The sequence below is a fragment of the Dehalococcoidia bacterium genome (genome assembly GCA_028711995.1).
Lineage (GTDB): Bacteria > Chloroflexota > Dehalococcoidia > SZUA-161 > SpSt-899 > JAQTRE01.
Map to the genome: position 1 here is coordinate 1 of JAQTRE010000022.1, position 20,324 is coordinate 20,324.

Below are 20,324 nucleotides of genomic sequence, written 5' to 3' on the forward strand. Positions count from 1 at the left end.
TATAACTCCCGAATTTCACAGTCGCTGTATTTCCGCAATGCGGGCAAATCACCTTGTTGTTATCCATATCTCACCTCAAACCAATAATAGGCCCTGGGACTGAAATCAACCAAATGCAAGCAGTAAGAAGCAATGCAAGCACTTGTAATCCACAGGCACTTTATAGTATAGTACAGCTACCATTCCCAAGGGATGAATAATGCGTATAACATGTCTTCAGGAAAATCTTAATCGGGCTCTAGGGATAGTCGGAAAAGCAATAGCTACCCGAACCACCTTGCCAATCACAAACCATATCCTTATCAGCGTAGACCAATCCCGCCTGAAACTGGCAGCCACCAACCTTGAGATTGCCATCAGTTGCTGGATCGGGGCACAGATAGAGGAAGAAGGATCTATCGCCATCCCGGCAGGACTTCTGATCGATTTTGTGAACTCCCTGCCGAGTGAAAAGATAGAGATGACTGTCGCTCCCGAAACCCTGACAATGGAGCTCAAGTGCGCCAAATTTGAAGCTCGCATCAGCGGACAGAAGGCTGATGAATTTCCCCCGATTCCAAGGGTGGGGGAAGGAATAACGGCAAGAGTAGCCCCTCATCCTTTGCGAACCGCTATAAACCAGGTCATCTTTGCAGCCGCAATGGACGACTCCAGACCAGTCCTTACCGGAAGCTATGCACACCTCCGCGGAGACAAACTGACGCTTGCTGCTGCTGATGGCTTCCGATTAGCGGTGCATACCCTGCCTTTGGCTGCGCCAATCGAGCAGGAAGTGGGCATCATCATCCCATCGCGTTCCCTGAGAGAACTGGATCGGCTTCTTCGAGATCAGGATGAGCCTGTTGAATTAACAATTAATCCGCAAAGAAGCCAGATACTTTTCCGCCTCAAGAGTGCGGAGATCGTCTCGCAACTCATACAGGGCACATTTCCTAATTACGGTCAACTCATTCCCCAAGGCTACACCACTCGAGCCATGGTGAATGTGGCAGAATTCCTCCGGGTTACCAAGAGCGCATCGGTCTTCGCCCGCGATGGGAGCGGCATTGTGCGGCTTACGCTAACACCCAGCAATGGACTTCCCACCGGAAGGATCGTGGTCACTGCTCGGGCGGAAGAGGTGGGCGACAATCTCGGAGAAATCGAAGCCGTCATTGAAGGAAAAGATTCCAAAATCGCATTTAACAGCAAGTATCTGATGGACGTATTCGGCGTACTCAACGATGAGCAGGTGGCCTTCGAGACCACCAATCCTTCAAGCCCGGGGGTTTTTCGTCCCATAGGCGATGATGACTGGGTTCAGGTGATTATGCCGATGTTTGTTCAATGGTAAGTGAAAGAGAGTCATAGTGAGCAAGAAAAATGAAATCATCCGCATTGCCAAAGAAGATGGGCGGACATCTTTGACCGAAGTCGAATCCAAAGAGATCATCGCAGAGGCAGGAATAAGAGTAGTCGAAACCAAACTGGCCAAGACAAAAAAAGAGGTCGTCTCCATCGCTAAAGAGATGGGTTTCCCGGTAGCGATGAAGATCGTCTCTCCCGATATCATTCACAAGAGCGATATCGGGGGTGTTAAGCTGGGCATAAAGAACACGACGGAAGCAACCAGAGCCTACAGCGAGATCATGGCCGCTGCAAACCAAAAAGAGCCAGAGGCAAGGATATATGGCGTATCGGTCCAGAAGATGTCCCGTCCGGGCGTAGAAGTGATCATGGGCATGTCCAAGGACGCGCAGTTTGGGCCGGTGCTCATGTTTGGACTCGGTGGCGTCTTCGTGGAAGTACTCAAGGACGTTTCTTTCCGAATTGTTCCTTTAGTGCCAAGGGATGCCACCCAAATGATTCAAGAGATAAAAGGATATCCGGTACTCAAGGGATATAGAGGGCAAGAGCCGGCCAACATCACCAGCCTGGAAGAGACGCTGCTGAAACTTTCAAGCTTCATCGAACAGACGCCCGAGATCAGAGAGCTCGATCTTAATCCGATGTTCGCGTACCCTGATGGAGTGATAGCGGTGGATGCCAGAATAATACTTGAGCCCCAGATCCAATAAAGAAAGGACGAATGGAATGGTTCGATTGAGACTTCAGCGAGTAGGCAGGAGACACCAGGGAAGCTACCGGATAGTGGCGACGGAGATCCGCGCGCCGCGGGATGGAGCGTTTGTCGAGATCATCGGGCATTATAACCCCCTGGTCGACCCGGCAACGATCACCATAGACGAAGAGAAGGCTTTGAAATGGCTTAGAGTAGGAGCCCAACCGTCAGCAACGGTCAAGAGCTTGCTTCAAAAACAAGGAATTCTGGAGAAATTGAACTCGGAGAAAAAGAAATGAAAGAGCTCATCGAGTATATTTCCAGAGCTATTGTAGATAATCCCGACAAAGTGAAGGTTACCGAAGTCCCCGATGAGAATGGGGTTATTTTCAAATTGGAAGTAGCGTTGGAAGATAAGGGCAAAGTTATCGGCAAACAAGGACAAACCGCCAGGGCCATCCGAACCTTGCTCAGAATTGCAGCAGTAAGGCGTGGCATTCACGCCTCCCTAGAAATCGTCTAGTCCGGCAACAAAAAAACAGTGCCTAACACGGAATCCGAAAAGCAGACGGAAAGCCATGATTTCTTGACAGTGGGATATATCCGCGGGCACTGGGGTATTCACGGAGAGGTCACAGTTGAGGTGATGACCGATTTCCCTGACCGGTTCGAACCTCAGCGGAAATTGTATCTCGATGGCCACCCTCTGACCATTGAGAGAAGCCATCCCCACAAAGGCTATTTCATACTCAAACTCAGCACCATAGATGACATCCCCTCTGCCGATAAACTCCGCGGGAAAGCCTTGGAGATACCATTGCGTGAAGCCCACACCTTACCCGAAGGAGAATACTATCGTTTCCAGCTTGTAGGACTTGAGGTGGTGACTACTGAAGGGGAATCGGTGGGCAGAATCACCGAGATTCTGCCCACCGCCAGCAACGATGTCTACATAGTGCATGGCCCTCGAGGAGAAATCCTCATCCCCGCTATTTCAGATGTAGTTAAGTCCATCGACATCACGAAGGGGCAACTGATCATCGAAGTCATTAGCGGGCTATTGGACTGACCAACAACAACACTCTATTTTACTTCGACGGCAGCGCCTGCTGCTTCCAGCTTCGCCTTCATGGCAGCGGCTTCTTCTTTGGTCACGCCCTCTTTTACGGGTTTGGGAGCAGCTTCCACCAACTCCTTGGCTTCCTTCAATCCCAATGCAGTGACCTCACGGACCGCTTTTATCACGTTGATCTTGCTCTCACCAAAGCTCTTGAGAATAACAGTAAACTCTGTCTGTTCCTCTACTGCCGGCGCTGCTGCGCCTCCTGCGGCTGGAGCAGCCATGGCAACCGGCACTGCTGCACTAACGCCAAACTCCTCCTCCAGGGCCTTCACCAATTCCGCCAGTTCCATGACGGTCATCTGCTTAATAGCCTCGATCAACTTATCCTTACCTAGCGACTCTGTCATTTTATCCTCCTTCTAACTGTTTGGCTCTAGCCTGCAACAGACCAACAAGCCCCTGTAAATTGCCATTCAAAACATTTAACAACCTGCTAATGGGCGATTGGACAAGCCCAACACACCTGGCGATAAGTTCCTCTTTGGGAGGAAGTCTGGATATCACCTCGATATCCGCTTCCGTTAGCAGCCTATCACCAAGAACTCCACCCTTTACGCTGATGGCTCCTTTTGAAGAACGCAGGTAGTCCATCACCACCTTGGTCGGTTGGACCACATCATCATACCCGATTGCCAGAGCCGTTGGGCCTACCAGAAACTTGGAAAGATCGGCCTTCCCGGATTCAGTGGCAGCAAAAGCCGCCAAAGTATTCTTGACTACGCGATAGTCAACCTTTTGTTCTCGCAGTTTTGCTCTCAGCTCAGATATCCCTGCCACAGTGAGCCCTCGATAGTCAGTGGCGATCACGAACTCTGCACGATCGAGCATTTCTTTTATTTCTGCGATCAACTCCGCTTTTGCTTCTTTATTTGCCATCTTTCTTCCCTCTTATAAAGGCGTTTATACAAAAAAGAGCCCTCGCACTCAAACACAAGGGCTCCTCACTCGCATGAACTCACGAAAATCAGGATCACCTCGGCAGGCATTAATTTAAGCTTTTCAGCACCCACTTTCTGTGGTGTATCTTCAAATCACCAGTTTATCGTATGTCCGGCTTTCTCTCCTTCAGAACTAGGATGCGCCACTCTCAAGTATCGGCCTGACATCCAGCCCTATACCAGGACCCATGGATGTTGCGAGTGAAACGCTTCGGATGAATTGCCCCTTGGCTCCGCTCGGTCTTGCACCGGCAACGGCCTCAACCACTGACGCCATATTTTCAAAGAGCTTCTCCTCGGAAAAACTCGCCTTGCCAATGGGAAGATGGATCAGTGCTGTCTTGTCCAGCTTGAACTCCACTCTTCCTTTTCTCACTTCAGCAATCGCCCGGGGCAAGTCACCGGCATTGACAACAGTCCCAGACTTCGGATTAGGCATAAGTCCGCGTCGTCCAATGATTTTCCCCAGCTTGGCTATCTTCGGCATCATGTCCGGGGTAGCGATAGCCACATCAAATTCCAGCCAACCGCCTTCTATCTGTTTGACCAGGTCTTCACCCCCAACATAATCCGCCCCTGCATCTCTAGCAAGCTTATCCCCTTCTCCCTGGGTGAACACCAGAACCCTCACCCGCTTACCTAAACCATTAGGAAGGGATGCCACCCCTCGAACCTGTTGATCCGCATGGCGAGGATCGACCCCGAGACGGAAGTGGATTTCAACCGTCTCATCGAACTTAGTGAAGGAAATTTTCTTTGCCAGAGCCACAGCCTCTTTTGGAGCGTACAGCTTATCTTTTTCCACTAGCTTGGCTGCTTCTTGATATTTCTTACCATGATTTGCCATGATTAGTTCGATCCTTCGCTTTTCATTACTTCAATCCCCATGCTTCTTGCGGTCCCTTCGACGATCCGCATGGCGCCATCAACATCGATGGCGTTTAAATCCTTCATCTTTATCTGCGCAATCTCTTTGACCTTGTCACTGGTTACACTTCCTACTTTCTTCGCTCCAGGTGTCTGGCTCCCCTTTTCCAATTTGGCAGCCTTCTTCAACATATCGGCTACAGGTGGCGCCTTGATTATAAATGTGAATGACCGATCGTCGAAGATGGTGATCTCGGCCGGGACAATCGATCCGGCTTGAGATGCCGTGCGATCGTTGTACTCCTTGCAAAAGGCCATGATGTTAACTCCGTGCTGCCCCAAGGCAGGCCCCACGGGAGGAGCAGGAGTCGCGGCTCCCGCAGGAAGTTGGATTTTGAGAATTGTCTTTACTTTCTTTGCCATAATTAAATCGTTTGCACCTGTGATAAGTCGAGTTCAATCGGAGTCTCCCGCCCAAAGAAAGACACCATAACTCGTACTTTCCCCTTCTCAAGGTTAATATCGCTCACGGTCCCAATGAATTCAGCAAAGGGCCCATCTACGATTCGAATGTTGTCTCCTGCAGAGAAACCAATCTTCACTTTTGGAACAGTGGAGCTCATCCGATTCAGTATGCCTTGGACTTCTTCTTCATCCAGCGGTATGGGTCGGCTTCCCGATGCCACAAATCCAGTGACTCCAGGCGTGTTACGGACCACATACCAGCTTTCCTCATCCATTTTCATTTGAACCAGAACATAGCCCGGAAGCATCTTCCGTGCTATGGTGCGCCGTTCTCCACCTCTGATCTCGATCTCATTCTCTGTAGGCACCACAACCTGAAAGATCTTGTCCCTCACATCCATGAACTCAATCCTGTTATCCAGATTGGCCTTGGTACGTTCCTCATAACCCGAATAGGTGTGAATCACATACCAGTTTTTCCCGTTCCCTTCCATTAAACCTCACTTTATCAGGACTGTGTCCGTGAACTTGGCAAAAACCCAGTCGAGACCCCCAAGCGCAACCGCCATGGCCGCTGTCACAACCAACACGATCACCGTAAGACGAGCTGCATCCTCCCTAGAGGGCCAAGCGACTTTCTTCAACTCAGCAACTATATCCCTCACAAACTGGAATCGGGGCTTAGCCTCTTTCGTTGCCGCAAGTTGTCGCTTCATCTTATGGCTACCTCATTTACCTTCGCGGTGTGGAGTATGAACGCGGCAACGAGGACAGTATTTATTGAGCTCCAACCGCGCAGGATCATTCCGTTTGTTCTTGGCTGTAGTGTAAGTTCTCTCCTTGCACTGACTGCAAGCAAGAGTTATTGTAATGCGTGTATCACCTTTCTTTTTTGCCATTCTAGCTATTTCAGATTAAAATCTCTGCTCCACGAATTTAGGCGACTTTAGTTATAACCCCAGAGCCCACTGTCCTCCCACCTTCCCTGATAGCAAACCGCAAACCCTCCTCAAGCGCCACCGGGGTTATCAACTTTATTTTCATCAGAACATTGTCACCAGGCAATGCCATTTCAACACCGGCTGGCAATTCAAGTGCTCCAGTGATATCCATCGTTCGGATATAAAACTGGGGCTTGTATCCGCTAAAGAACGGCGTATGCCTTCCGCCCTCCTCTTTCGACAACACATAGACTTGACCGCTGAAATCCGTCAGCGGCTTGATCGATCCAGGCTTTGCCAGCACCATGCCCCGTTCAATATCTTCTCGCTCAATCCCTCGGATCAAGCATCCCACTGCATCGCCGGATAAACCTTCCGTTAATTGTTTGTGGAACATCTCAACACCGGTCACCACAACTTTTCTCGTCGTGCCCAGCCCTACTATCTCCACTTCTTCTCCTACCTTGACCTTGCCCCGCTCTATTCTGCCTGTAGCTACAGTTCCACGACCTTTGATACTAAACACATCTTCTACCGGCATCAGGAACGGCAAGTCTATTTTGCGCTCGGGAAGCGGGATATAGTTGTCAACGGCATCCATCAATTTCAAAACTTGGCCACACCACTGACACTCCCGCTTGCCGCACCCGCACTCCAACGCCTTGACCGCGCTGACACGTATTATCGGAGTATCAGTAGGGAAACCATATTTCGGCAATATATCTTCCCTCAACTCCATCTCAGTCACTTCAAGCAAATCAGCGTCGTCAACAATGTCTACCTTGTTCAGGGCAACAACGATTGACGGCACGTTCACCTGACGCGCTAAGAGCAGGTGCTCACGCGTTTGCGGCATAGCCCCATCATCCGCCGCCACCACTAATATGGCGCCATCCATCTGCGCTGCGCCGGTAATCATATTCTTGATATAGTCAGCATGTCCCGGACAATCTACGTGAGCATAATGGCGCTTCTCCGTCTCGTATTCAATGTGAGCAATAGCAATGGTAACACCCCTGGCCTTCTCTTCAGGAGCGTTATCAATACTATCAAACGCACGGAAGCTCACTTCAGGATTACTAGCCGCCAACACCTTTGTGATTGCCGCTGTGAGCGTCGTCTTACCATGATCCACATGCCCGATTGTACCAACATTGAGATGTGGCTTCTTACGTTCAAAAACTTTCTTGGCCATGTTCAAATTCCTCCTTAGTTTCTCTCAACATTCGCTACTTAGCTTCGCCAAACCCGAATGGCAACCCCACTCTCACCAAGAAAAAGGTCACGATTAAGCCCCCGATCAGGCTTGAACTGATGGCCTCACCCTTACCAAGGGTGCGCTCTACCACTGAGCTACGGGGGCATACCGGTAGAGCTACAGTGCATAGACTTTATGATTGTACTTCACTGACGAATGGGTGTCAATAGAAGATCCAGCGGCATCTAGTCAATGCAGTTCATGGCCATGCGCATAACACGCATTATAAACAAGTGGAGGGGGTAGGATTCGAACCTACGTAGCCTTTCAGCGGCAGATTTACAGTCTGCTGGTATTAGCCGCTCACCCACCCCTCCTCAATAAGCCCGGAAGGGGATTCGAACCCGCTAACCTGCCGATTACAAGTCGGCCGCGCTACCATTGCGCCATCCGGGCTCATACTTCCATTCTTACAGGAATAGTAGTATAAACTGAGTGTGTTCGAAAGTCAAGGCGAATCTGAGGCCCTCAATCCGGGAAAAGAGCCCCTTACTCGCGCACAACCGTGTTCTTCAGTGTGCCTATGCCGTCAATCTTGACCTCAACGGTATCGCCCGGATTCATCGGCCCGATACCCGATGGGGTTCCCGTAGCAATAACATCACCAGGCAAGAGCGTCATCACCCCGGAAATAAAATTGATAAGCCTGTCAATGCCAAAGATCAAGTCGCTGGTGCTGATAGACTGTTGCCTTTGGCCATTGAGGAATGTCTGCAGCATCAGATCATCCGCCTCAATCTCCGTCTCAATCCACGGCCCTATTGGCGCAAAAGTGTCATACCCTTTGGCTCGAGTCCATTGGCCATCATCCCGCTGATTATGCCGCTCCGAGACATCATTGAAGCAAGTATACCCCAATACGTATTCCTTTGCCTTGCCTTCAGATACATGCCTGGCACTTTTGCAGATAACCACACCCAACTCCCCTTCATAATCCACCCGTCTGGATTCCCTCGGCAACACAATCTGATCATCGGGGCCAATGACCGCCGTAGAAGGTTTAAGGAAGATCAATGGCACTCGGGGGATGGACATTCTGGTCTCCACAGCATGACTGCGGTAATTTAACCCCAGGCAAACAATCTTTGACGGCATACAGGGAGCAAGCAACTTCACTTCTTCCAAATGATATGTGCTCCCGTCCATCAACAGACGAGTAAACGGTCCTCCCCTCAACCCACGGATCAAGTCCTTTTCCATCACGCCGTATTTGACCTTGCCAGAGCAAGAAAACCGAACGATACGCATTTGATCTCCTGTTACAGAATTCCTCTTCCTCGATGGGGGAGTCTGGATAAGGGGAGACAGGACCACCTCACTTTGGGTGATCCCTCATTGATGAAGGACTCCCGTTGACACTCAACGCTGTTCGCCCAAAAACTGAAGCAATGCCTCGGCTGCAGGGGAAAGCACTTTCAGTTTCCGGTGGACAACAAAGAAATCACGGCGGAGTTCCAGCCCTTCAATATCCATCACTTTGATCAATCCCAATTTGATTTCATGCTGAACTGCTCTTCGGGACACGATAGAGACTCCTGCTCCAGATTCGACCGCCACCTTGACAGCAGTGGTACTCCCCAGCGTCATAGCAATATTCAGATCATCTACACTCAGCCCAGATTCCCTCAGCTTCTGTTGAGCAATCGTTCGGGTACCGGAGCCGATCTCTCTGGCAATGAAGGGAACCCTTTTGAGCTCTTCCAATGTCGCCTTTTCCGCGGCAAACCAGCTGTTCCGAGCCGGGGCAATCAACACTAGTTCATCGGTTACAAACCGGGCGAAAGTGAGTTTCTCATTCTTCTCGCTGGCTCCTACTACACCGACCTCCACTTCACTGGCGAGTACCTTGTCTGCAATACTCTTGGTATCACCGACAGCCATGGTGATCACTATCCCCGGATGAGCCTCTTTGAATTTCTGCAGAAGGCGAGGGAGAATATACTCGCCGGGAATCGTGCTCGCGCCAACACTGACCTCGCCCCAAAAGAGACCTTGAAGTTTCCGGATAGACTGCTCTGCTTCCAAAGTCAGGGCAAGAACCTGAGAGGCATACCGATGCAGAATCTCGCCGCCTCTGGTGAGCGTAGTGATGCGCCCTCCGCGATCAAACAGCTTGGTTTGGAGCTCCTGCTCCAGTGAGGCAATCTGGAAACTGATCGTCGGTTGAGTCAGTCCCAGCGTTTCACCCGCCAGAGAGAAACTCTTCTTCTCCGCTACAGCACAAAATGTTTTGAGTTGCTTGATATCCATCAGGATCCTCAGCGCAGTTATAGAAATTCTAGATGAAATCGCAGGCAGTTGCAATGTCCAGTCTCATCCCACCGCTACCACTGCACGCTCTTCGACTGTGCCATTCCTGCAGAGACGCCAATCACATGACATCAAGTAACATGATGGGTACATTTTCCTTCGTATGGTATATAATTCAGGCATAGTGGCGTCAAAAGAGGACTTCCGAAATCTTCCCAGCGTGGATAAGCTTCTCGTGGAGAAGCGCATTGCCCGTCTCGTCGGGGAATACTCGCACGATACGGTCACCAATGTAGTGCGTCGATATCTGGAAGAACTGCGCGAATCCATGAGCCAGAGCAATCCCTGTCCAACCTTCGATCAGATTGCCATCACCGCCGAATCCAGAATCCAGTCTCTGGGAACCGTCGGCCCCAAGGCGGTGATCAACGCCACCGGAGTGATCCTCCACACCAATCTGGGCCGATCCCCCCTCAGTCCGGAAGCGATCATCGCTATGAAATCGGCCTCAGAGGGATTCAACAACCTGGAGATCGACCTCGAGAGCGGCAAGCGAGGCTCCCGCCATGTTCATGTCGAGCGTTTATTATGTCAACTAACCGCCGCTGAGGACGCCCTGGTTGTCAATAACAATGCTGCAGCTGTACTCCTGGGGCTCAGCGCGCTGGCCAAAAGAAAAGAGGTCATTGTATCGAGGGGACAGGCGGTGGAGATCGGCGGAGGCTTCCGCATCCCCGATGTGATGCGCCAGAGCGGAGCCAAACTGGTGGAGGTGGGAACCACCAATCGAACTTATCCGGCCGACTATGAGCAAGCGATCACTCCTCGAACTGCCGCCCTGCTGCGGGTTCACTCCAGCAACTTCAAAGTGGTTGGGTTCGCTCAGGAAGTAACCATAGAAGAGATGGCTGATCTAGGCAAGAGACGGGGCATTCCCGTGTTTGACGATCTAGGCAGCGGCTGTCTTCTGGATACCACAGTGTTCGGTCTGGATGCCGAGCCGAGGGTACAGGATAGCGTTGCGGCCGGTGCAGGACTGACCTTCTTTTCAGGGGATAAGCTCCTGGGTGGGCCGCAAGCGGGCATCATCGTGGGAGAAAAGCATCTGATAACCAAACTTAAAAAGCATCCGCTGGCGCGGGCAATGCGCATCGACAAGATCCGGCTGGCGGCACTTTCGGCCACGCTCATCCACTATCTCAAGGGAGAAGCCCTGTGTAAAATCCCGATCTGGCGCATGATTTCTTCTCCTCTCAACGAGATCGAAAGGCGCGCCAACCAGTGGGCGCAGGAAATCGGCGAACTGGCCAGTACGATAGCCGGAGAGTCCACAGTGGGTGGCGGAAGCCTGCCGGGAAGTACGCTGCCGACTCGCCTGACCACCATCCAGATACCCAGCAATACAAAGGTAATGGACCTAGCACAAAAGCTGAGACTGGCCTCCATGCCGCTGATAGGTCGCATCGAACACAAGACTCTGGTCCTCGATCCCCGAAGCGTCCTTCCTGAACAAGATGCCGACATGCTTCAGGCCGTACGCAAAGTCCTCTTGACCATGCCTTGACCCTTTCTGAAGGGGGATCATACTCTACTGCCTAGGTTTTTTGACCCGCCCTTGCATCTTGGCTTCGTTGGCTTTCAGGGCAACGAGTTTCGGGTCCAGATTGCCGGGTCCGCCGCAATCAGGGATGTAGCAAGTAACATCGCTATAGACACATTTAGACTGACACGAAGGGCATACATCTGGAGGCGCTTCAGCTTCAAAGACATAGTCGCATTCACTGCAAATCCACCAAGTCACGTTCCCCTCCTTCTGCGAAAAATCGAGGCTATTGTAGCATAAGGAAACCTTTTATCATGAGGCCGATGAGAAGTCTCACCGGAATGTTTCAGCATTCCTTTTGGGAGGGCCTGACCACAAATATCGGGCTGGAGATTCGCTTGAGGACTTTTCCCGCAACACTGCCATAGGGTAGCTGCGCTCGTCCTGATCGCCCACAGGTTGACAAAAAGACGAGATTGAACGGATGTCCCTGTGCATAGTTTATGATCTCGCTGGCAGGATCACCTACCACTGTCTCTGATTGTACCTTGAGTCCAGCATCGCGAAGACGTTTCTCCACTCCGCGCAGATAGTCCTCGCAATCGCTCAGGGATTCCACTACTTTCGGAACTGCGTCAGATTTCGGCTTTGGGGATATCGTCGATTTCAGCGTATCCGAGGGGATAGGTGCAGGCTCATAAACTCTGAGCAGAATTACCTCTACCAGCTCACCCCCCCGCTGTCTGGCAACCGCCTCAACATGCGGGAGTACTGCTTCCGCCATCTTCGAACCATCCAACGCAACCAGAAATCTCGTATCCGGCCACTCGTTATGAACGATCTCCCCGGGTACTGTCGCCGGAACCAACCAAACAGGGACAGTAGAAGTACTGAGAACTCGAAGAGCCACACTGCCTACACCCCAAACACCGATTCCTGAATGCCCATGAGTTGACATGAGAATCAAATCAACATTATGTTTTTCAGCGAGGCGAAGCACCTCTTGTTCGGGTTTGCCGACCACCATTTCACCTCGCGCTTTTGGAGCCCTGCCCCTTGTTTCAAAAGATGCAGTCGTTTTGACGTCCCCAAAATCACGACTCGCAATCTCGACAATCTGATTGATATATGCTCGATGCATCGGAGCCATTTCCGCTTCCTCCGGATCGCAAACATTCATGAATATCGGGTCCAGGTTGAGTCTGCGAGCAAGCTGCATCGCGTACTCGAACTCTATCTCGGCCACATTCGAACCATCCAACGGAACAAGCATTTTCTTGTACATAGGATACCCCCGATTAAAGATTCAAGAGTGGATATCGCGCATGTAGCTCATGGCCCTGATTAATGAGAGAATTGTATCATGCCCGGGCCACGATGTCAGTATTCTACTTCTTCGAGGTGAAAGGCGCCCAGCCGAATCCTCATATATAGCAAAATCCCCCCACCGCAAGCTGTGGGGGGATTTGTTTCGGTAAACGATTCGGGCGATCTTAAGCGCCGATCTGTTCCAAGATCACTTTCCGATGATGTCTGGCATCGCCAAAATAGTACTCGCTGGCAAGGGCTTTCCGGTAATGAATGGTGACGTCATGCTCCAGCATGAAGCCATTCCCGCCGTGGATTCTCATACCGCCAAAAACGACTCTGCGGAAAGCATCGCTGGCCCATCCTTTGGCAATGGCCACTTCCTTGGCACAAGGGATACCTTCCGATAGCATCCAAGCCGCATCATAAGTAGTAAGCCTCATCGCATCCACATCGATCGCCATGTCAGCACCGCGATGCTGGATCGCCTGGTAAGATCCGATAGGCTTACCAAATTGGACGCGCTCCTTGGAATACTGGGATGACATCGCTAATATCGCCTCAGCGCCACCGAGCATCTCGGCACACTTGGCGATAGTACACATCTCTAAAACCTTCTGGAAACCGTGCCAGCCTTTATCCACTTGCCCCAAAACAGCACTGGCCGAAACCTTCACATTGTTGAAGCGGACATTACACTGCCTCGATCCATCCAGCGGCTTAAGCACCGTGACTTCCACGCCAGGGGTGGTCCGATCAATCAGGAACAACGTGACGCCATCCTGTTCGCCCTGAGCCTTACTCGTCCTGGCAAAACAGATGATGTAATTGGCCGTATCCGCTTCCGGAACAAACTTCTTCACGCCTGAGAGAACAAATTGGTCTTTTTCTTGAGTGGCCTTCACATCGATTCCCGAAGCATCGTATTTGACTTCTTCTTCCACGATAGCAGAGGTGAGAAGCAATTCGCCCGTGCAAAGCGAGGGGAGGATTTGTTTTTTCTGCTCTTCTGTTCCCATGTGAAGGACAGCCAGCCCGCTGGTGACAGTGGAAAAGAATGGGCCAGGAAGACCAGCACGCCCCATCTCCTGGAGGAGCACCACTAAATCAAGGAAGCTCCCCCCCTCACCACCGTATTGCGGAGGGAACGCCAACCCCATCCACCCCAGATCCGCCATCTCTTTCCACAACTCAGGAGGAGGATTTTCCCCTTCATCCATCAGCTTTCTAACTTCCGGTCCGGGACATCTGTTGATGAGAAAATCCCGAGACATTTTCTGCAGCATCTCTTGTTCTTCATTCAGATCAAAGTCCACCTTAAACCTCCTGCTTTATGTAACGTGCAAACGAACGGCCTATCCCCGCAAACATCGCCCACACCCATAGCCGATGATGCCATCAAACCAAAGGTCATCGTAGCACAGGTACAATTTGTCTGTCAACAGAGTTTTGGGCATTCCGGCTCTATCCGGCCCACACTGACTGCTAGAAAATCCCATCACCAAGAGACATTTGTGAAATCCGTCAGCAAGATGATATAATTACCCCGGTTTGAAAACCAAAGGGATCAAGCTATACTCAGCAACAACAGCCCAGTCAACCGGCAGGTAAGAGAGTCGAGAACAAAAAAAAGACCGTCCGAGCGTGGATGGGAAAGGACAAGGTAAGGGGGTTATGGCAAAAACAACAGAGAATAATCCAAGCAACAAGAGAACCAGCTGTAAAAGAGGTACCCCAAAGGGAGTCAATCTGCTGCGTGAGCCATTCTTGAACAAAGATACCGCATTCACCGAGCAGGAGCGGGACAGTTGCGGCATTCGTGGTTTTCTGCCGCCGTATGTTCTCTCTCAGGATGAGCAGGTCAAGCGGGTTATGGAGAACTACCACAAGAGAGCAACTCCTTTTGAAAAGCACATCTATCTCCGGTCAATTCAGGACTCCAATGAGGACCTATTCTATCGGGTGGTCATGGATAATGTCACCGAGATGATGCCGCTCATCTACACGCCGGTGGTCGGACAAGCATGCCAGGAGTTCAGCCATATTTTCGAGAAGCCGCGAGGCCTTTTCATTACGCCGAAAGACAAGGGGAAGATCGCCGATATCCTCCGAACTTGGCCACAGAAAGACGTGCGCATTATCGTGGTCACCGACGGCGAGCGAATTCTGGGACTTGGAGACCAGGGCGCTGACGGAATGGGTATCCCGATCGGCAAGCTTTCCCTCTATATCGCCTGCGCCGGCATCAATCCGGCACAGTGTCTCCCCGTAACGCTCGATGTTGGAACCAATAGCGAAGCCAAGCTCAATGACCCTCTTTACATAGGCATACGGGAGAAACGTCTTCGGGGACAGGCCTACGACGATTTGGTGGAAGAGTTTATCGTGGCAACCCAGGAGGTCTTTCCCGAACCATTGATCCAGTTCGAGGATTTCGGCAACACCAACGCCTTCCGTCTATTGACCAAGTATCGAGACCGGATTTGCACTTTCAATGATGATATCCAGGGAACAGGATCTGTTATCGTATCGGGCCTATATTCTGCCATGCGAATAACCGGGGGCAAGTTAGAAAAGCAAAAGATACTGTTCCAGGGCGCCGGCGAAGCGGGGACAGGAATCGCCGATTTGATCGTCGCCGCAATGATAGAAGAAGGGCTGTCCGAAGAGAAGGCACGGCAGCAGTGCTGGTTTGTGGACTCCAAAGGATTGGTCATCAAGAGCCGGACTGACTTGGCCGAGCACAAGCTCCCTTACGCTCACGAGCATAAGCCGGTGACGGATTTCCTTTCTGCCGTTGAAGCACTCAAGCCAACAGTGATCATCGGAGCCTCTGCCCAGCCCAAAACATTCACTCAGTCGATTATAGAGGCTGTGTCGAAGATCAACGAAAGGCCGATCGTGTTCGCCATCTCGAACCCAACATCTAAAGCCGAATGTACCGCTGAAGAAGCATACAAATGGTCGAAAGGCCGCGCCGTGTTCGCCAGCGGCAGCCCATTCGACCCCGTGACGCTCAACGGCAAAACGTTTGTGCCGGGCCAGGGAAACAACGCCTATATCTTCCCGGGGGTGGGAATGGGCGCTATTGCATGTGGGGCCAAGCGTGTGACAGACGAAATGTTCTCTGCCGCTGCCAAAGCGCTGGCCGGGGAAGTAGCTGAGTCTGATCTGGAGAAAGGGCGCATCTATCCACCCTTGAGCATGATTCGACATCTTTCCGCAGTCGTTGCCACCGCAACAGCGGAAGTGGCTTTCAAGCGAGGCTTGACGAAAAAACGCAAACCCGCCGATATTGTGGCGTTCATGAAATCCCAGATGTACGATCCAAAGTACTAGACTTAAGCTAGCTGGGACCTTCTGAAGAAACAGGCCCAGTTCGTCAAGCAGCCATCAAAGGGCCGCTGAAAACCGATATTTTCAGCGGCCCTCCTATTTTCCCTTAAAGTTTTTGTCGTCTTGAAGCGCTCTACGAGATGGAGTAATATAGTGTAAGTGATTATCGGTCGTGCCCCTGTAGCTCAGAGGATAGAGTACCGGCCTCCGGAGCCGGGTGCGAGAGTTCGAGTCTCTCCAGGGGCGCTATAGAGGCCAGCAGTCAAAAATCCGCACTCAACCTATTCACAACTGCTGACCGCAGGCCGAAAAATAAAGGAGGTCAGTTTTGCCTATAACAGAAGTTCGTTGGCACGGCCGGGGAGGACAAGGCGCAGTAACTTCTGCCGAACTAGTCGCCCTTGCTGCCATCGAGAAAGGGAAGTACGGCCAATCGTTCCCCAGCTTCGGGCCTGAGAGAAGAGGCGCTCCGGTGCAGGCCTTCCTCAGAGTGGACGATGAGCCCATCAGAGTGAGAGCGGAGATATCCGAGCCGGATGTAGTAGTGGTTCTCAATCCAGACTTGCTCCGCGTGGTTAATGTGACTTCGGGTCTCAAGAAAGGCGGGACCCTGATCGTCAACACCAAACGGCCGCTGGCAGAAATCAAAGCTGCTTATGGCAATGGTTTCCGAGTAGCCACCGTCGATGCCACCAAGATCGCCAAAGAGACAATCGGTCTGGCCATCACCAACACCACCATGATCGGGGCTTTGTTGAAGGTTGCCGGTTTGGTTACGCTCGACGACATGAGCGGGCCATTGCAGCATCGTTTCGGAAAGGTGGCCGATAAGAACGACGCCTCGATGAGACGGGCCTATGCAGAAATCGCTATGGAGGACCGCTAGAATGGCTGACTTGACGTGGAAGGAAATAGAAACCGGCAATATTGTAAGCCAGCCCGGAAACGCCAAATCGTACCGCACCGGCGATTGGCGCTCGGAGAGACCCATCCGAGATCAGTCCAAATGCAACAAGTGCGGTTTGTGCTGGATATACTGCCCGGAAGCCGCAATTCATCCCATAGAAGACGGCCTTTTTGAAACCAATCTGTTCTTCTGCAAGGGATGCGGCATCTGCATGGTGGAATGCCCAAAACAGGTGATCAAGATGGTCGAGGAGGAAGAGTGATGGCCAAGGGTAAAAGAGTTGGAATGGAGGGCTCCATTGCTATCGCTGAGGCAGTGAAGCTGGCCGATACGGATGTCGTCGCCGCATATCCCATCACTCCGCAGACTCACATCGTGGAGAGCCTGGCGGAGATGGTGGCTAACGGAGAGCTGGATGCCGAGTATATCCCGGTGGAATCCGAGCATTCAGCAATGAGCGCCTGCCTGGGATCTTCGGCAGTCGGAGCGCGCACGTTCACCGCCACCGCCGGACAGGGACTGGAGCTGATGCATGAAGCGCTTTACATCGCAGCCTCTTCCCGCTTACCGATCGTGATGGCTGTGGCCAATCGAGCCCTCTCTGCACCACTGAGCGTCTGGGGAGACCACTCAGACGTGATGGCGGTCCGGGAAACGGGCTGGATTCAGGTTTTCGCCGAGAACGGTCAGGAAGCTCACGACCTGACTTTCTGGGCATTTCGCGTCGCGGAGGACCCGGAGGTTTTATTCCCGGTGATGGTTCATGTGGACGGCTTCAACCTTTCCCATGTGACCGAGCCCCTTTTCCTGAGAGATAAGGCAGATGTGGATAAGTTCCTTCCCCCGAACAAATATCCCACACCTCTGCATCCGGATAAGCCGGTCACCATGGGCGCCTTTGGGCCGCCCGCCATCTACACCGAAACCAAGAAGGCCCAGGATGTGGCCTTTATGAAATCAAAAAAGACAATCCTGAAGGGATTCAAAGAGTTCGCCAAAATCTTCGGCCCTACGTATTCGCCCATTGAGACGTATCAAGCTGAAGATGCAGACACTCTCCTCATCACCATGGGCAGCCTGAGCGAAACGGCCAGCGTGGCCATCGACACCATGAGAAAAGCCGGCAAGAAAGTCGGCCAGCTGAAAATCCGCCTGTGGAGGCCTTTCCCGCTGGATGAGTTCCGGAAGGCGGTGAGCAACGCCAAGACTTTGATCGTATTTGATCGCGCCCTCGCTTTCGGAGGGCAAGTGGGACCGGTTTGCTCTGAGGTCAAATCAGCGCTCTACGGCGAAGCCAACATGCCAAAGGTGGCAAGCTTTATCGGCGGCCTGGGCGGTCGCGACGTCACCGCCAAGGAATTCGAGTACATGATCACGCAAGGCATGAAGGTCGCCGGAAAACAGACAGAATACGAGATGATAGGGGTGCGAGAATGACACAGGCTACTGTCAAAATCGGAAAGCGCGAAATCACCACTGATGAACTTTTTGCCTCCGGTCACAGAGGATGTATCGGTTGCGGGGAAATGCTGGCGGTGCGATTGACGATGAAAGCCCTCGGCAGAGATGTGGTCATCTCCAATGCCACCGGATGCATCGAAATCGTTTCATCCCCCTTGCCGACCACCTCTTGGGAGGTCCCGTGGATTCATACCCTGTTCGAGAATACGGCTGCCGTGGCCTCCGGCGTGGAATCGGGATTGAAGGTGATGATGAGGAAGGGGCGCATCCCCCAGAAGCAGATTCACTCCATTGCCATTGCCGGTGACGGCGCTACGTCCGATATCGGGTTCCAGGCTCTTTCAGGCGCGCTGGAAAGAGGGCACGATTTCGTCTACATCTGCTTCGATAACGAAGCTTACATGAATACCGGAATCCAGCGCTCCAGTTCCACTCCGTATGGCGCTTCCACCACCACTGCGCCAGTGGGCAAAAAGAGCATCGGCCAGACCACTCAGAAAAAGAATATGCCGGAGATCGCTGTGGCCCACGGCATTCCCTATGTAGCCACAGCCTGCGCCAGCTATCCCTTCGACCTGATGGAGAAAGTCAAGAAGGCAGCCGACGTCAAAGGCCCAGCTTATGTACACGTCTTTTCCGTTTGCGATACCGGATGGCGGATTCCCACTAACCAGAGCGTCGCTGTCGGTCGGATGGCGGTACAGTCTGGCGTCTTCCCTCTCTACGAGGTGGAGAACGGCAAGTACAAGCTGAATATAGATCCCACGCTGAAGCCAGTGGCCGACTACCTCAAGAAACAAGGTCGCTTCCGCCACCTCTCCGACGCCGAGATTCAAAAGATTCAGGAGAGAGTGACTAGCGAGTACGCCAAGCTGAAAGAGAAGGTCGCTAGAAGCCAGGCTCCATCAGCCTAGATACGTTCTTGAAGTAATAAAAGAAGGAGCGTCCAAATGGACGCTCCTTCTTTTATGTCCGTTCCCCTTTCGTTCATGGTTCGACAAGCTCACCACGAACGGATCTCAGTCCGTGGCTCATCAGAACGACACACTCTTTTTACACTTTGCTTTATGTAAAGTCACTTTGTTTCTTTACCTTATCGACCAACCGGGTCATGGTCTCTCCCGCTCCGGCATGGATGCAAACATCGGCCCGGCCGTCCAGATCGGTGGAGTCCCGATTGACAATGACGAGCTTTGCACCCGACTGGAGGGCATATTGAGGCATGAATGCCGCCGGGTAAACCACCAGGGATGAGCCGATAACGATGCAGAGATCGCACTTCCGCGAGCGGATACTCGCTTCAGAAAGCACCACCGCCGGTAACTGCTCCCCAAAGAAGACGCCATCCGGCTTGAGAATGCCGCCGCAACCCTGGCAATAAGGAACATCCTCACCTCTCTTCACCCTCGCCTGAACTTCGTCCATGGGGAGCATCTTGCCACAACCCAGGCACTTCACCCGACTCATATTCCCATGAAGTTGAAAGACGATCTCAGGCGAATTCCCCGCTTTCTGATGAAGCTCATCGACGTTCTGGGTGATGATGCAGTCGAGCTTGCCCATTTTCTCCATTTCGGACAGGGCATAATGAGCGGCGTTCGGCTGGGCCGGGCTTGCCAGCTTGCTCGACTCGAAAAACTGCCAGTGCTTTTTGCGAATATCGTGGCTGGAAACAAACGCCTGATAGGTGAATTCATCGGGATCATACTTGGTCCAGATTCCTCCCGGGCTGCGAAAATCAGGAATTCCCGATTCCGTGCTGATCCCGGCACCAGTGAAGACCACAATCCGCTTGGATTTGACGATGAGATCGGCAGCTTTCTGGATGAGTTGATCAAGATTCTCACTTGGCATGGGTTATCCTCCAGATGCAGGGGCACGTTTAA

General features: G+C 52.0%; 25 protein-coding genes, 4 tRNA genes and 1 other annotated feature. Of the genes, 12 read left to right on the plus strand and 17 right to left on the minus strand.

Features of this window, described 5'->3' with window-relative positions; all coding sequences use genetic code 11:
* Nucleotides 1–199 precede the first annotated feature (199 nt).
* Genes dnaN through rimM form a run of 5 tightly spaced genes read left to right on the plus strand, consistent with a single transcriptional unit; the run spans nucleotide 200 to nucleotide 3,110 of the window.
* The gene (gene dnaN / locus PHV74_05110; GenBank protein MDD5093747.1) at nucleotides 200–1,333 is read left to right on the plus strand and encodes a DNA polymerase III subunit beta; all 1,134 of its coding nucleotides are present in this window, start codon (nucleotides 200–202) and stop codon (nucleotides 1,331–1,333) included.
* A 16-nt stretch (nucleotides 1,334–1,349) separates the two neighbouring features.
* Nucleotides 1,350–2,057, plus strand: a complete 708-nt coding sequence (locus PHV74_05115) for an acetate--CoA ligase family protein (protein MDD5093748.1) — start codon at nucleotides 1,350–1,352, stop codon at nucleotides 2,055–2,057.
* A gap of 16 nt (nucleotides 2,058–2,073) precedes the next feature.
* Nucleotides 2,074–2,340, plus strand: coding sequence for a 30S ribosomal protein S16 (gene rpsP, locus PHV74_05120; protein ID MDD5093749.1), 267 nt, complete (start codon nucleotides 2,074–2,076; stop codon nucleotides 2,338–2,340).
* On the plus strand, nucleotides 2,337–2,564 hold the full coding sequence (locus PHV74_05125; GenBank protein MDD5093750.1) for a KH domain-containing protein: 228 nt from the start codon (nucleotides 2,337–2,339) through the stop codon (nucleotides 2,562–2,564). The genes rpsP and PHV74_05125 overlap by 4 nt, the downstream gene beginning before the upstream one ends.
* Before the next feature lie 18 nt (nucleotides 2,565–2,582).
* Entirely contained in the window at nucleotides 2,583–3,110 is a 528-nt protein-coding gene (gene rimM, locus PHV74_05130) for a ribosome maturation factor RimM (protein ID MDD5093751.1), read from the plus strand.
* A 14-nt stretch (nucleotides 3,111–3,124) separates the two neighbouring features.
* Here rimM and rplL read toward each other — a convergent pair whose 3' ends face one another.
* The 13 genes from rplL to PHV74_05195 all read right to left on the minus strand — a co-directional run bounded on the left by rplL (nucleotide 3,125) and on the right by PHV74_05195 (nucleotide 9,883).
* Complete coding sequence (gene rplL, locus PHV74_05135; GenBank protein ID MDD5093752.1) at nucleotides 3,125–3,511, minus strand: 50S ribosomal protein L7/L12; 387 nt, start codon at nucleotides 3,509–3,511, stop codon at nucleotides 3,125–3,127.
* A 1-nt stretch (nucleotide 3,512) separates the two neighbouring features.
* Nucleotides 3,513–4,040: a 50S ribosomal protein L10 gene (rplJ, locus tag PHV74_05140; GenBank protein ID MDD5093753.1), complete on the minus strand. Its 528-nt coding sequence runs from the start codon at nucleotides 4,038–4,040 to the stop codon at nucleotides 3,513–3,515.
* 23 nt (nucleotides 4,041–4,063) lie between these two features.
* Nucleotides 4,064–4,201 (minus strand) — a sequence feature (ribosomal protein L10 leader region).
* Between the two features lie 34 nt (nucleotides 4,202–4,235).
* Nucleotides 4,236–4,949: a 50S ribosomal protein L1 gene (gene rplA / locus PHV74_05145; protein MDD5093754.1), complete on the minus strand. Its 714-nt coding sequence runs from the start codon at nucleotides 4,947–4,949 to the stop codon at nucleotides 4,236–4,238.
* A gap of 2 nt (nucleotides 4,950–4,951) precedes the next feature.
* Nucleotides 4,952–5,392 carry a 50S ribosomal protein L11 gene (gene rplK / locus PHV74_05150; protein MDD5093755.1) on the minus strand — a complete coding sequence of 147 codons (441 nt, stop codon included), beginning with the start codon at nucleotides 5,390–5,392 and terminating at the stop codon, nucleotides 4,952–4,954.
* Between the two features lie 2 nt (nucleotides 5,393–5,394).
* The gene (gene nusG, locus PHV74_05155) at nucleotides 5,395–5,928 is read right to left on the minus strand and encodes a transcription termination/antitermination protein NusG (GenBank protein ID MDD5093756.1); all 534 of its coding nucleotides are present in this window, start codon (nucleotides 5,926–5,928) and stop codon (nucleotides 5,395–5,397) included.
* A gap of 6 nt (nucleotides 5,929–5,934) precedes the next feature.
* Nucleotides 5,935–6,150 (minus strand): preprotein translocase subunit SecE, encoded by a 216-nt coding sequence (secE, locus tag PHV74_05160; GenBank protein MDD5093757.1) that lies wholly within the window; start codon nucleotides 6,148–6,150, stop codon nucleotides 5,935–5,937.
* A gap of 12 nt (nucleotides 6,151–6,162) precedes the next feature.
* Nucleotides 6,163–6,333, minus strand: a complete 171-nt coding sequence (gene rpmG / locus PHV74_05165) for a 50S ribosomal protein L33 (GenBank protein MDD5093758.1) — start codon at nucleotides 6,331–6,333, stop codon at nucleotides 6,163–6,165.
* A 37-nt stretch (nucleotides 6,334–6,370) separates the two neighbouring features.
* Nucleotides 6,371–7,570, minus strand: a complete 1,200-nt coding sequence (gene tuf / locus PHV74_05170; GenBank protein ID MDD5093759.1) for an elongation factor Tu — start codon at nucleotides 7,568–7,570, stop codon at nucleotides 6,371–6,373.
* A 96-nt stretch (nucleotides 7,571–7,666) separates the two neighbouring features.
* Nucleotides 7,667–7,738: transfer RNA gene (locus tag PHV74_05175), tRNA-Thr, on the minus strand.
* Between the two features lie 129 nt (nucleotides 7,739–7,867).
* Nucleotides 7,868–7,950, minus strand: a tRNA-Tyr gene (locus PHV74_05180).
* A 6-nt stretch (nucleotides 7,951–7,956) separates the two neighbouring features.
* Nucleotides 7,957–8,029 (minus strand) — tRNA-Thr (locus tag PHV74_05185).
* A gap of 93 nt (nucleotides 8,030–8,122) precedes the next feature.
* Nucleotides 8,123–8,881 carry a fumarylacetoacetate hydrolase family protein gene (locus PHV74_05190; GenBank protein MDD5093760.1) on the minus strand — a complete coding sequence of 253 codons (759 nt, stop codon included), beginning with the start codon at nucleotides 8,879–8,881 and terminating at the stop codon, nucleotides 8,123–8,125.
* A 111-nt stretch (nucleotides 8,882–8,992) separates the two neighbouring features.
* Nucleotides 8,993–9,883 carry a selenium metabolism-associated LysR family transcriptional regulator gene (locus tag PHV74_05195; GenBank protein ID MDD5093761.1) on the minus strand — a complete coding sequence of 297 codons (891 nt, stop codon included), beginning with the start codon at nucleotides 9,881–9,883 and terminating at the stop codon, nucleotides 8,993–8,995.
* Between the two features lie 163 nt (nucleotides 9,884–10,046).
* Between PHV74_05195 and selA the strand changes: the two genes are divergently transcribed.
* Nucleotides 10,047–11,447, plus strand: a complete 1,401-nt coding sequence (selA, locus tag PHV74_05200) for an L-seryl-tRNA(Sec) selenium transferase (protein ID MDD5093762.1) — start codon at nucleotides 10,047–10,049, stop codon at nucleotides 11,445–11,447.
* A 24-nt stretch (nucleotides 11,448–11,471) separates the two neighbouring features.
* Here the strand turns inward: selA and PHV74_05205 are convergent, their stop codons facing one another.
* From PHV74_05205 to PHV74_05215, 3 genes are all read right to left on the minus strand, one after another.
* Entirely contained in the window at nucleotides 11,472–11,684 is a 213-nt protein-coding gene (locus PHV74_05205; GenBank protein ID MDD5093763.1) for a hypothetical protein, read from the minus strand.
* Between the two features lie 88 nt (nucleotides 11,685–11,772).
* On the minus strand, nucleotides 11,773–12,711 hold the full coding sequence (locus PHV74_05210) for a universal stress protein (GenBank protein ID MDD5093764.1): 939 nt from the start codon (nucleotides 12,709–12,711) through the stop codon (nucleotides 11,773–11,775).
* Nucleotides 12,712–12,919: 208 nt separating this feature from the next.
* Entirely contained in the window at nucleotides 12,920–14,050 is a 1,131-nt protein-coding gene (locus PHV74_05215; GenBank protein MDD5093765.1) for an acyl-CoA/acyl-ACP dehydrogenase, read from the minus strand.
* A 358-nt stretch (nucleotides 14,051–14,408) separates the two neighbouring features.
* On the opposite strand from PHV74_05215, the gene PHV74_05220 reads away from it, so the two are divergent.
* The 6 genes from PHV74_05220 (at nucleotide 14,409) to porB (ending at nucleotide 19,352) form a co-directional block, all read left to right on the plus strand.
* The gene (locus PHV74_05220) at nucleotides 14,409–16,073 is read left to right on the plus strand and encodes an NAD-dependent malic enzyme (GenBank protein ID MDD5093766.1); all 1,665 of its coding nucleotides are present in this window, start codon (nucleotides 14,409–14,411) and stop codon (nucleotides 16,071–16,073) included.
* Nucleotides 16,074–16,244: 171 nt separating this feature from the next.
* Nucleotides 16,245–16,316: transfer RNA gene (locus tag PHV74_05225), tRNA-Arg, on the plus strand.
* 88 nt (nucleotides 16,317–16,404) lie between these two features.
* On the plus strand, nucleotides 16,405–16,956 hold the full coding sequence (locus PHV74_05230) for a 2-oxoacid:acceptor oxidoreductase family protein (GenBank protein ID MDD5093767.1): 552 nt from the start codon (nucleotides 16,405–16,407) through the stop codon (nucleotides 16,954–16,956).
* Nucleotide 16,957: 1 nt separating this feature from the next.
* The gene (locus PHV74_05235) at nucleotides 16,958–17,239 is read left to right on the plus strand and encodes a 4Fe-4S binding protein (GenBank protein MDD5093768.1); all 282 of its coding nucleotides are present in this window, start codon (nucleotides 16,958–16,960) and stop codon (nucleotides 17,237–17,239) included.
* A complete protein-coding gene (gene porA, locus PHV74_05240; GenBank protein ID MDD5093769.1) occupies nucleotides 17,239–18,414 on the plus strand; it encodes a pyruvate ferredoxin oxidoreductase in 1,176 nt (391 codons plus the stop codon). Before PHV74_05235 ends, porA begins: the two co-directional genes overlap by 1 nt.
* Complete coding sequence (gene porB, locus PHV74_05245) at nucleotides 18,411–19,352, plus strand: pyruvate synthase subunit PorB (GenBank protein MDD5093770.1); 942 nt, start codon at nucleotides 18,411–18,413, stop codon at nucleotides 19,350–19,352. The genes porA and porB overlap by 4 nt, the downstream gene beginning before the upstream one ends.
* Nucleotides 19,353–19,503: 151 nt before the next feature.
* On the opposite strand, the gene PHV74_05250 is transcribed toward porB, so the two are convergent.
* On the minus strand, nucleotides 19,504–20,292 hold the full coding sequence (locus PHV74_05250; GenBank protein MDD5093771.1) for a Sir2 family NAD-dependent protein deacetylase: 789 nt from the start codon (nucleotides 20,290–20,292) through the stop codon (nucleotides 19,504–19,506).
* Between the last annotated feature and the right edge of the window lie 32 nt (nucleotides 20,293–20,324).

Coding starts and splice junctions, on each gene's coding strand:
- dnaN (MDD5093747.1), top strand. CDS start 200: ATGCGTATAACATGTCTTCAGGAAAATCTTAATCGGGCTCTAGGGATA.
- rpsP (MDD5093749.1), top strand. CDS start 2,074: ATGGTTCGATTGAGACTTCAGCGAGTAGGCAGGAGACACCAGGGAAGC.
- PHV74_05125 (MDD5093750.1), top strand. CDS start 2,337: ATGAAAGAGCTCATCGAGTATATTTCCAGAGCTATTGTAGATAATCCC.
- rplL (MDD5093752.1), bottom strand. CDS start 3,511: ATGACAGAGTCGCTAGGTAAGGATAAGTTGATCGAGGCTATTAAGCAG.
- rplJ (MDD5093753.1), bottom strand. CDS start 4,040: ATGGCAAATAAAGAAGCAAAAGCGGAGTTGATCGCAGAAATAAAAGAA.
- rplA (MDD5093754.1), bottom strand. CDS start 4,949: ATGGCAAATCATGGTAAGAAATATCAAGAAGCAGCCAAGCTAGTGGAA.
- rplK (MDD5093755.1), bottom strand. CDS start 5,392: ATGGCAAAGAAAGTAAAGACAATTCTCAAAATCCAACTTCCTGCGGGA.
- nusG (MDD5093756.1), bottom strand. CDS start 5,928: ATGGAAGGGAACGGGAAAAACTGGTATGTGATTCACACCTATTCGGGT.
- secE (MDD5093757.1), bottom strand. CDS start 6,150: ATGAAGCGACAACTTGCGGCAACGAAAGAGGCTAAGCCCCGATTCCAG.
- rpmG (MDD5093758.1), bottom strand. CDS start 6,333: ATGGCAAAAAAGAAAGGTGATACACGCATTACAATAACTCTTGCTTGC.
- tuf (MDD5093759.1), bottom strand. CDS start 7,570: ATGGCCAAGAAAGTTTTTGAACGTAAGAAGCCACATCTCAATGTTGGT.
- PHV74_05190 (MDD5093760.1), bottom strand. CDS start 8,881: ATGCGTATCGTTCGGTTTTCTTGCTCTGGCAAGGTCAAATACGGCGTG.
- PHV74_05195 (MDD5093761.1), bottom strand. CDS start 9,883: ATGGATATCAAGCAACTCAAAACATTTTGTGCTGTAGCGGAGAAGAAG.
- selA (MDD5093762.1), top strand. CDS start 10,047: ATGGTATATAATTCAGGCATAGTGGCGTCAAAAGAGGACTTCCGAAAT.
- PHV74_05210 (MDD5093764.1), bottom strand. CDS start 12,711: ATGTACAAGAAAATGCTTGTTCCGTTGGATGGTTCGAATGTGGCCGAG.
- PHV74_05220 (MDD5093766.1), top strand. CDS start 14,409: ATGGCAAAAACAACAGAGAATAATCCAAGCAACAAGAGAACCAGCTGT.
- PHV74_05235 (MDD5093768.1), top strand. CDS start 16,958: ATGGCTGACTTGACGTGGAAGGAAATAGAAACCGGCAATATTGTAAGC.
- porA (MDD5093769.1), top strand. CDS start 17,239: ATGGCCAAGGGTAAAAGAGTTGGAATGGAGGGCTCCATTGCTATCGCT.
- porB (MDD5093770.1), top strand. CDS start 18,411: ATGACACAGGCTACTGTCAAAATCGGAAAGCGCGAAATCACCACTGAT.
- PHV74_05250 (MDD5093771.1), bottom strand. CDS start 20,292: ATGCCAAGTGAGAATCTTGATCAACTCATCCAGAAAGCTGCCGATCTC.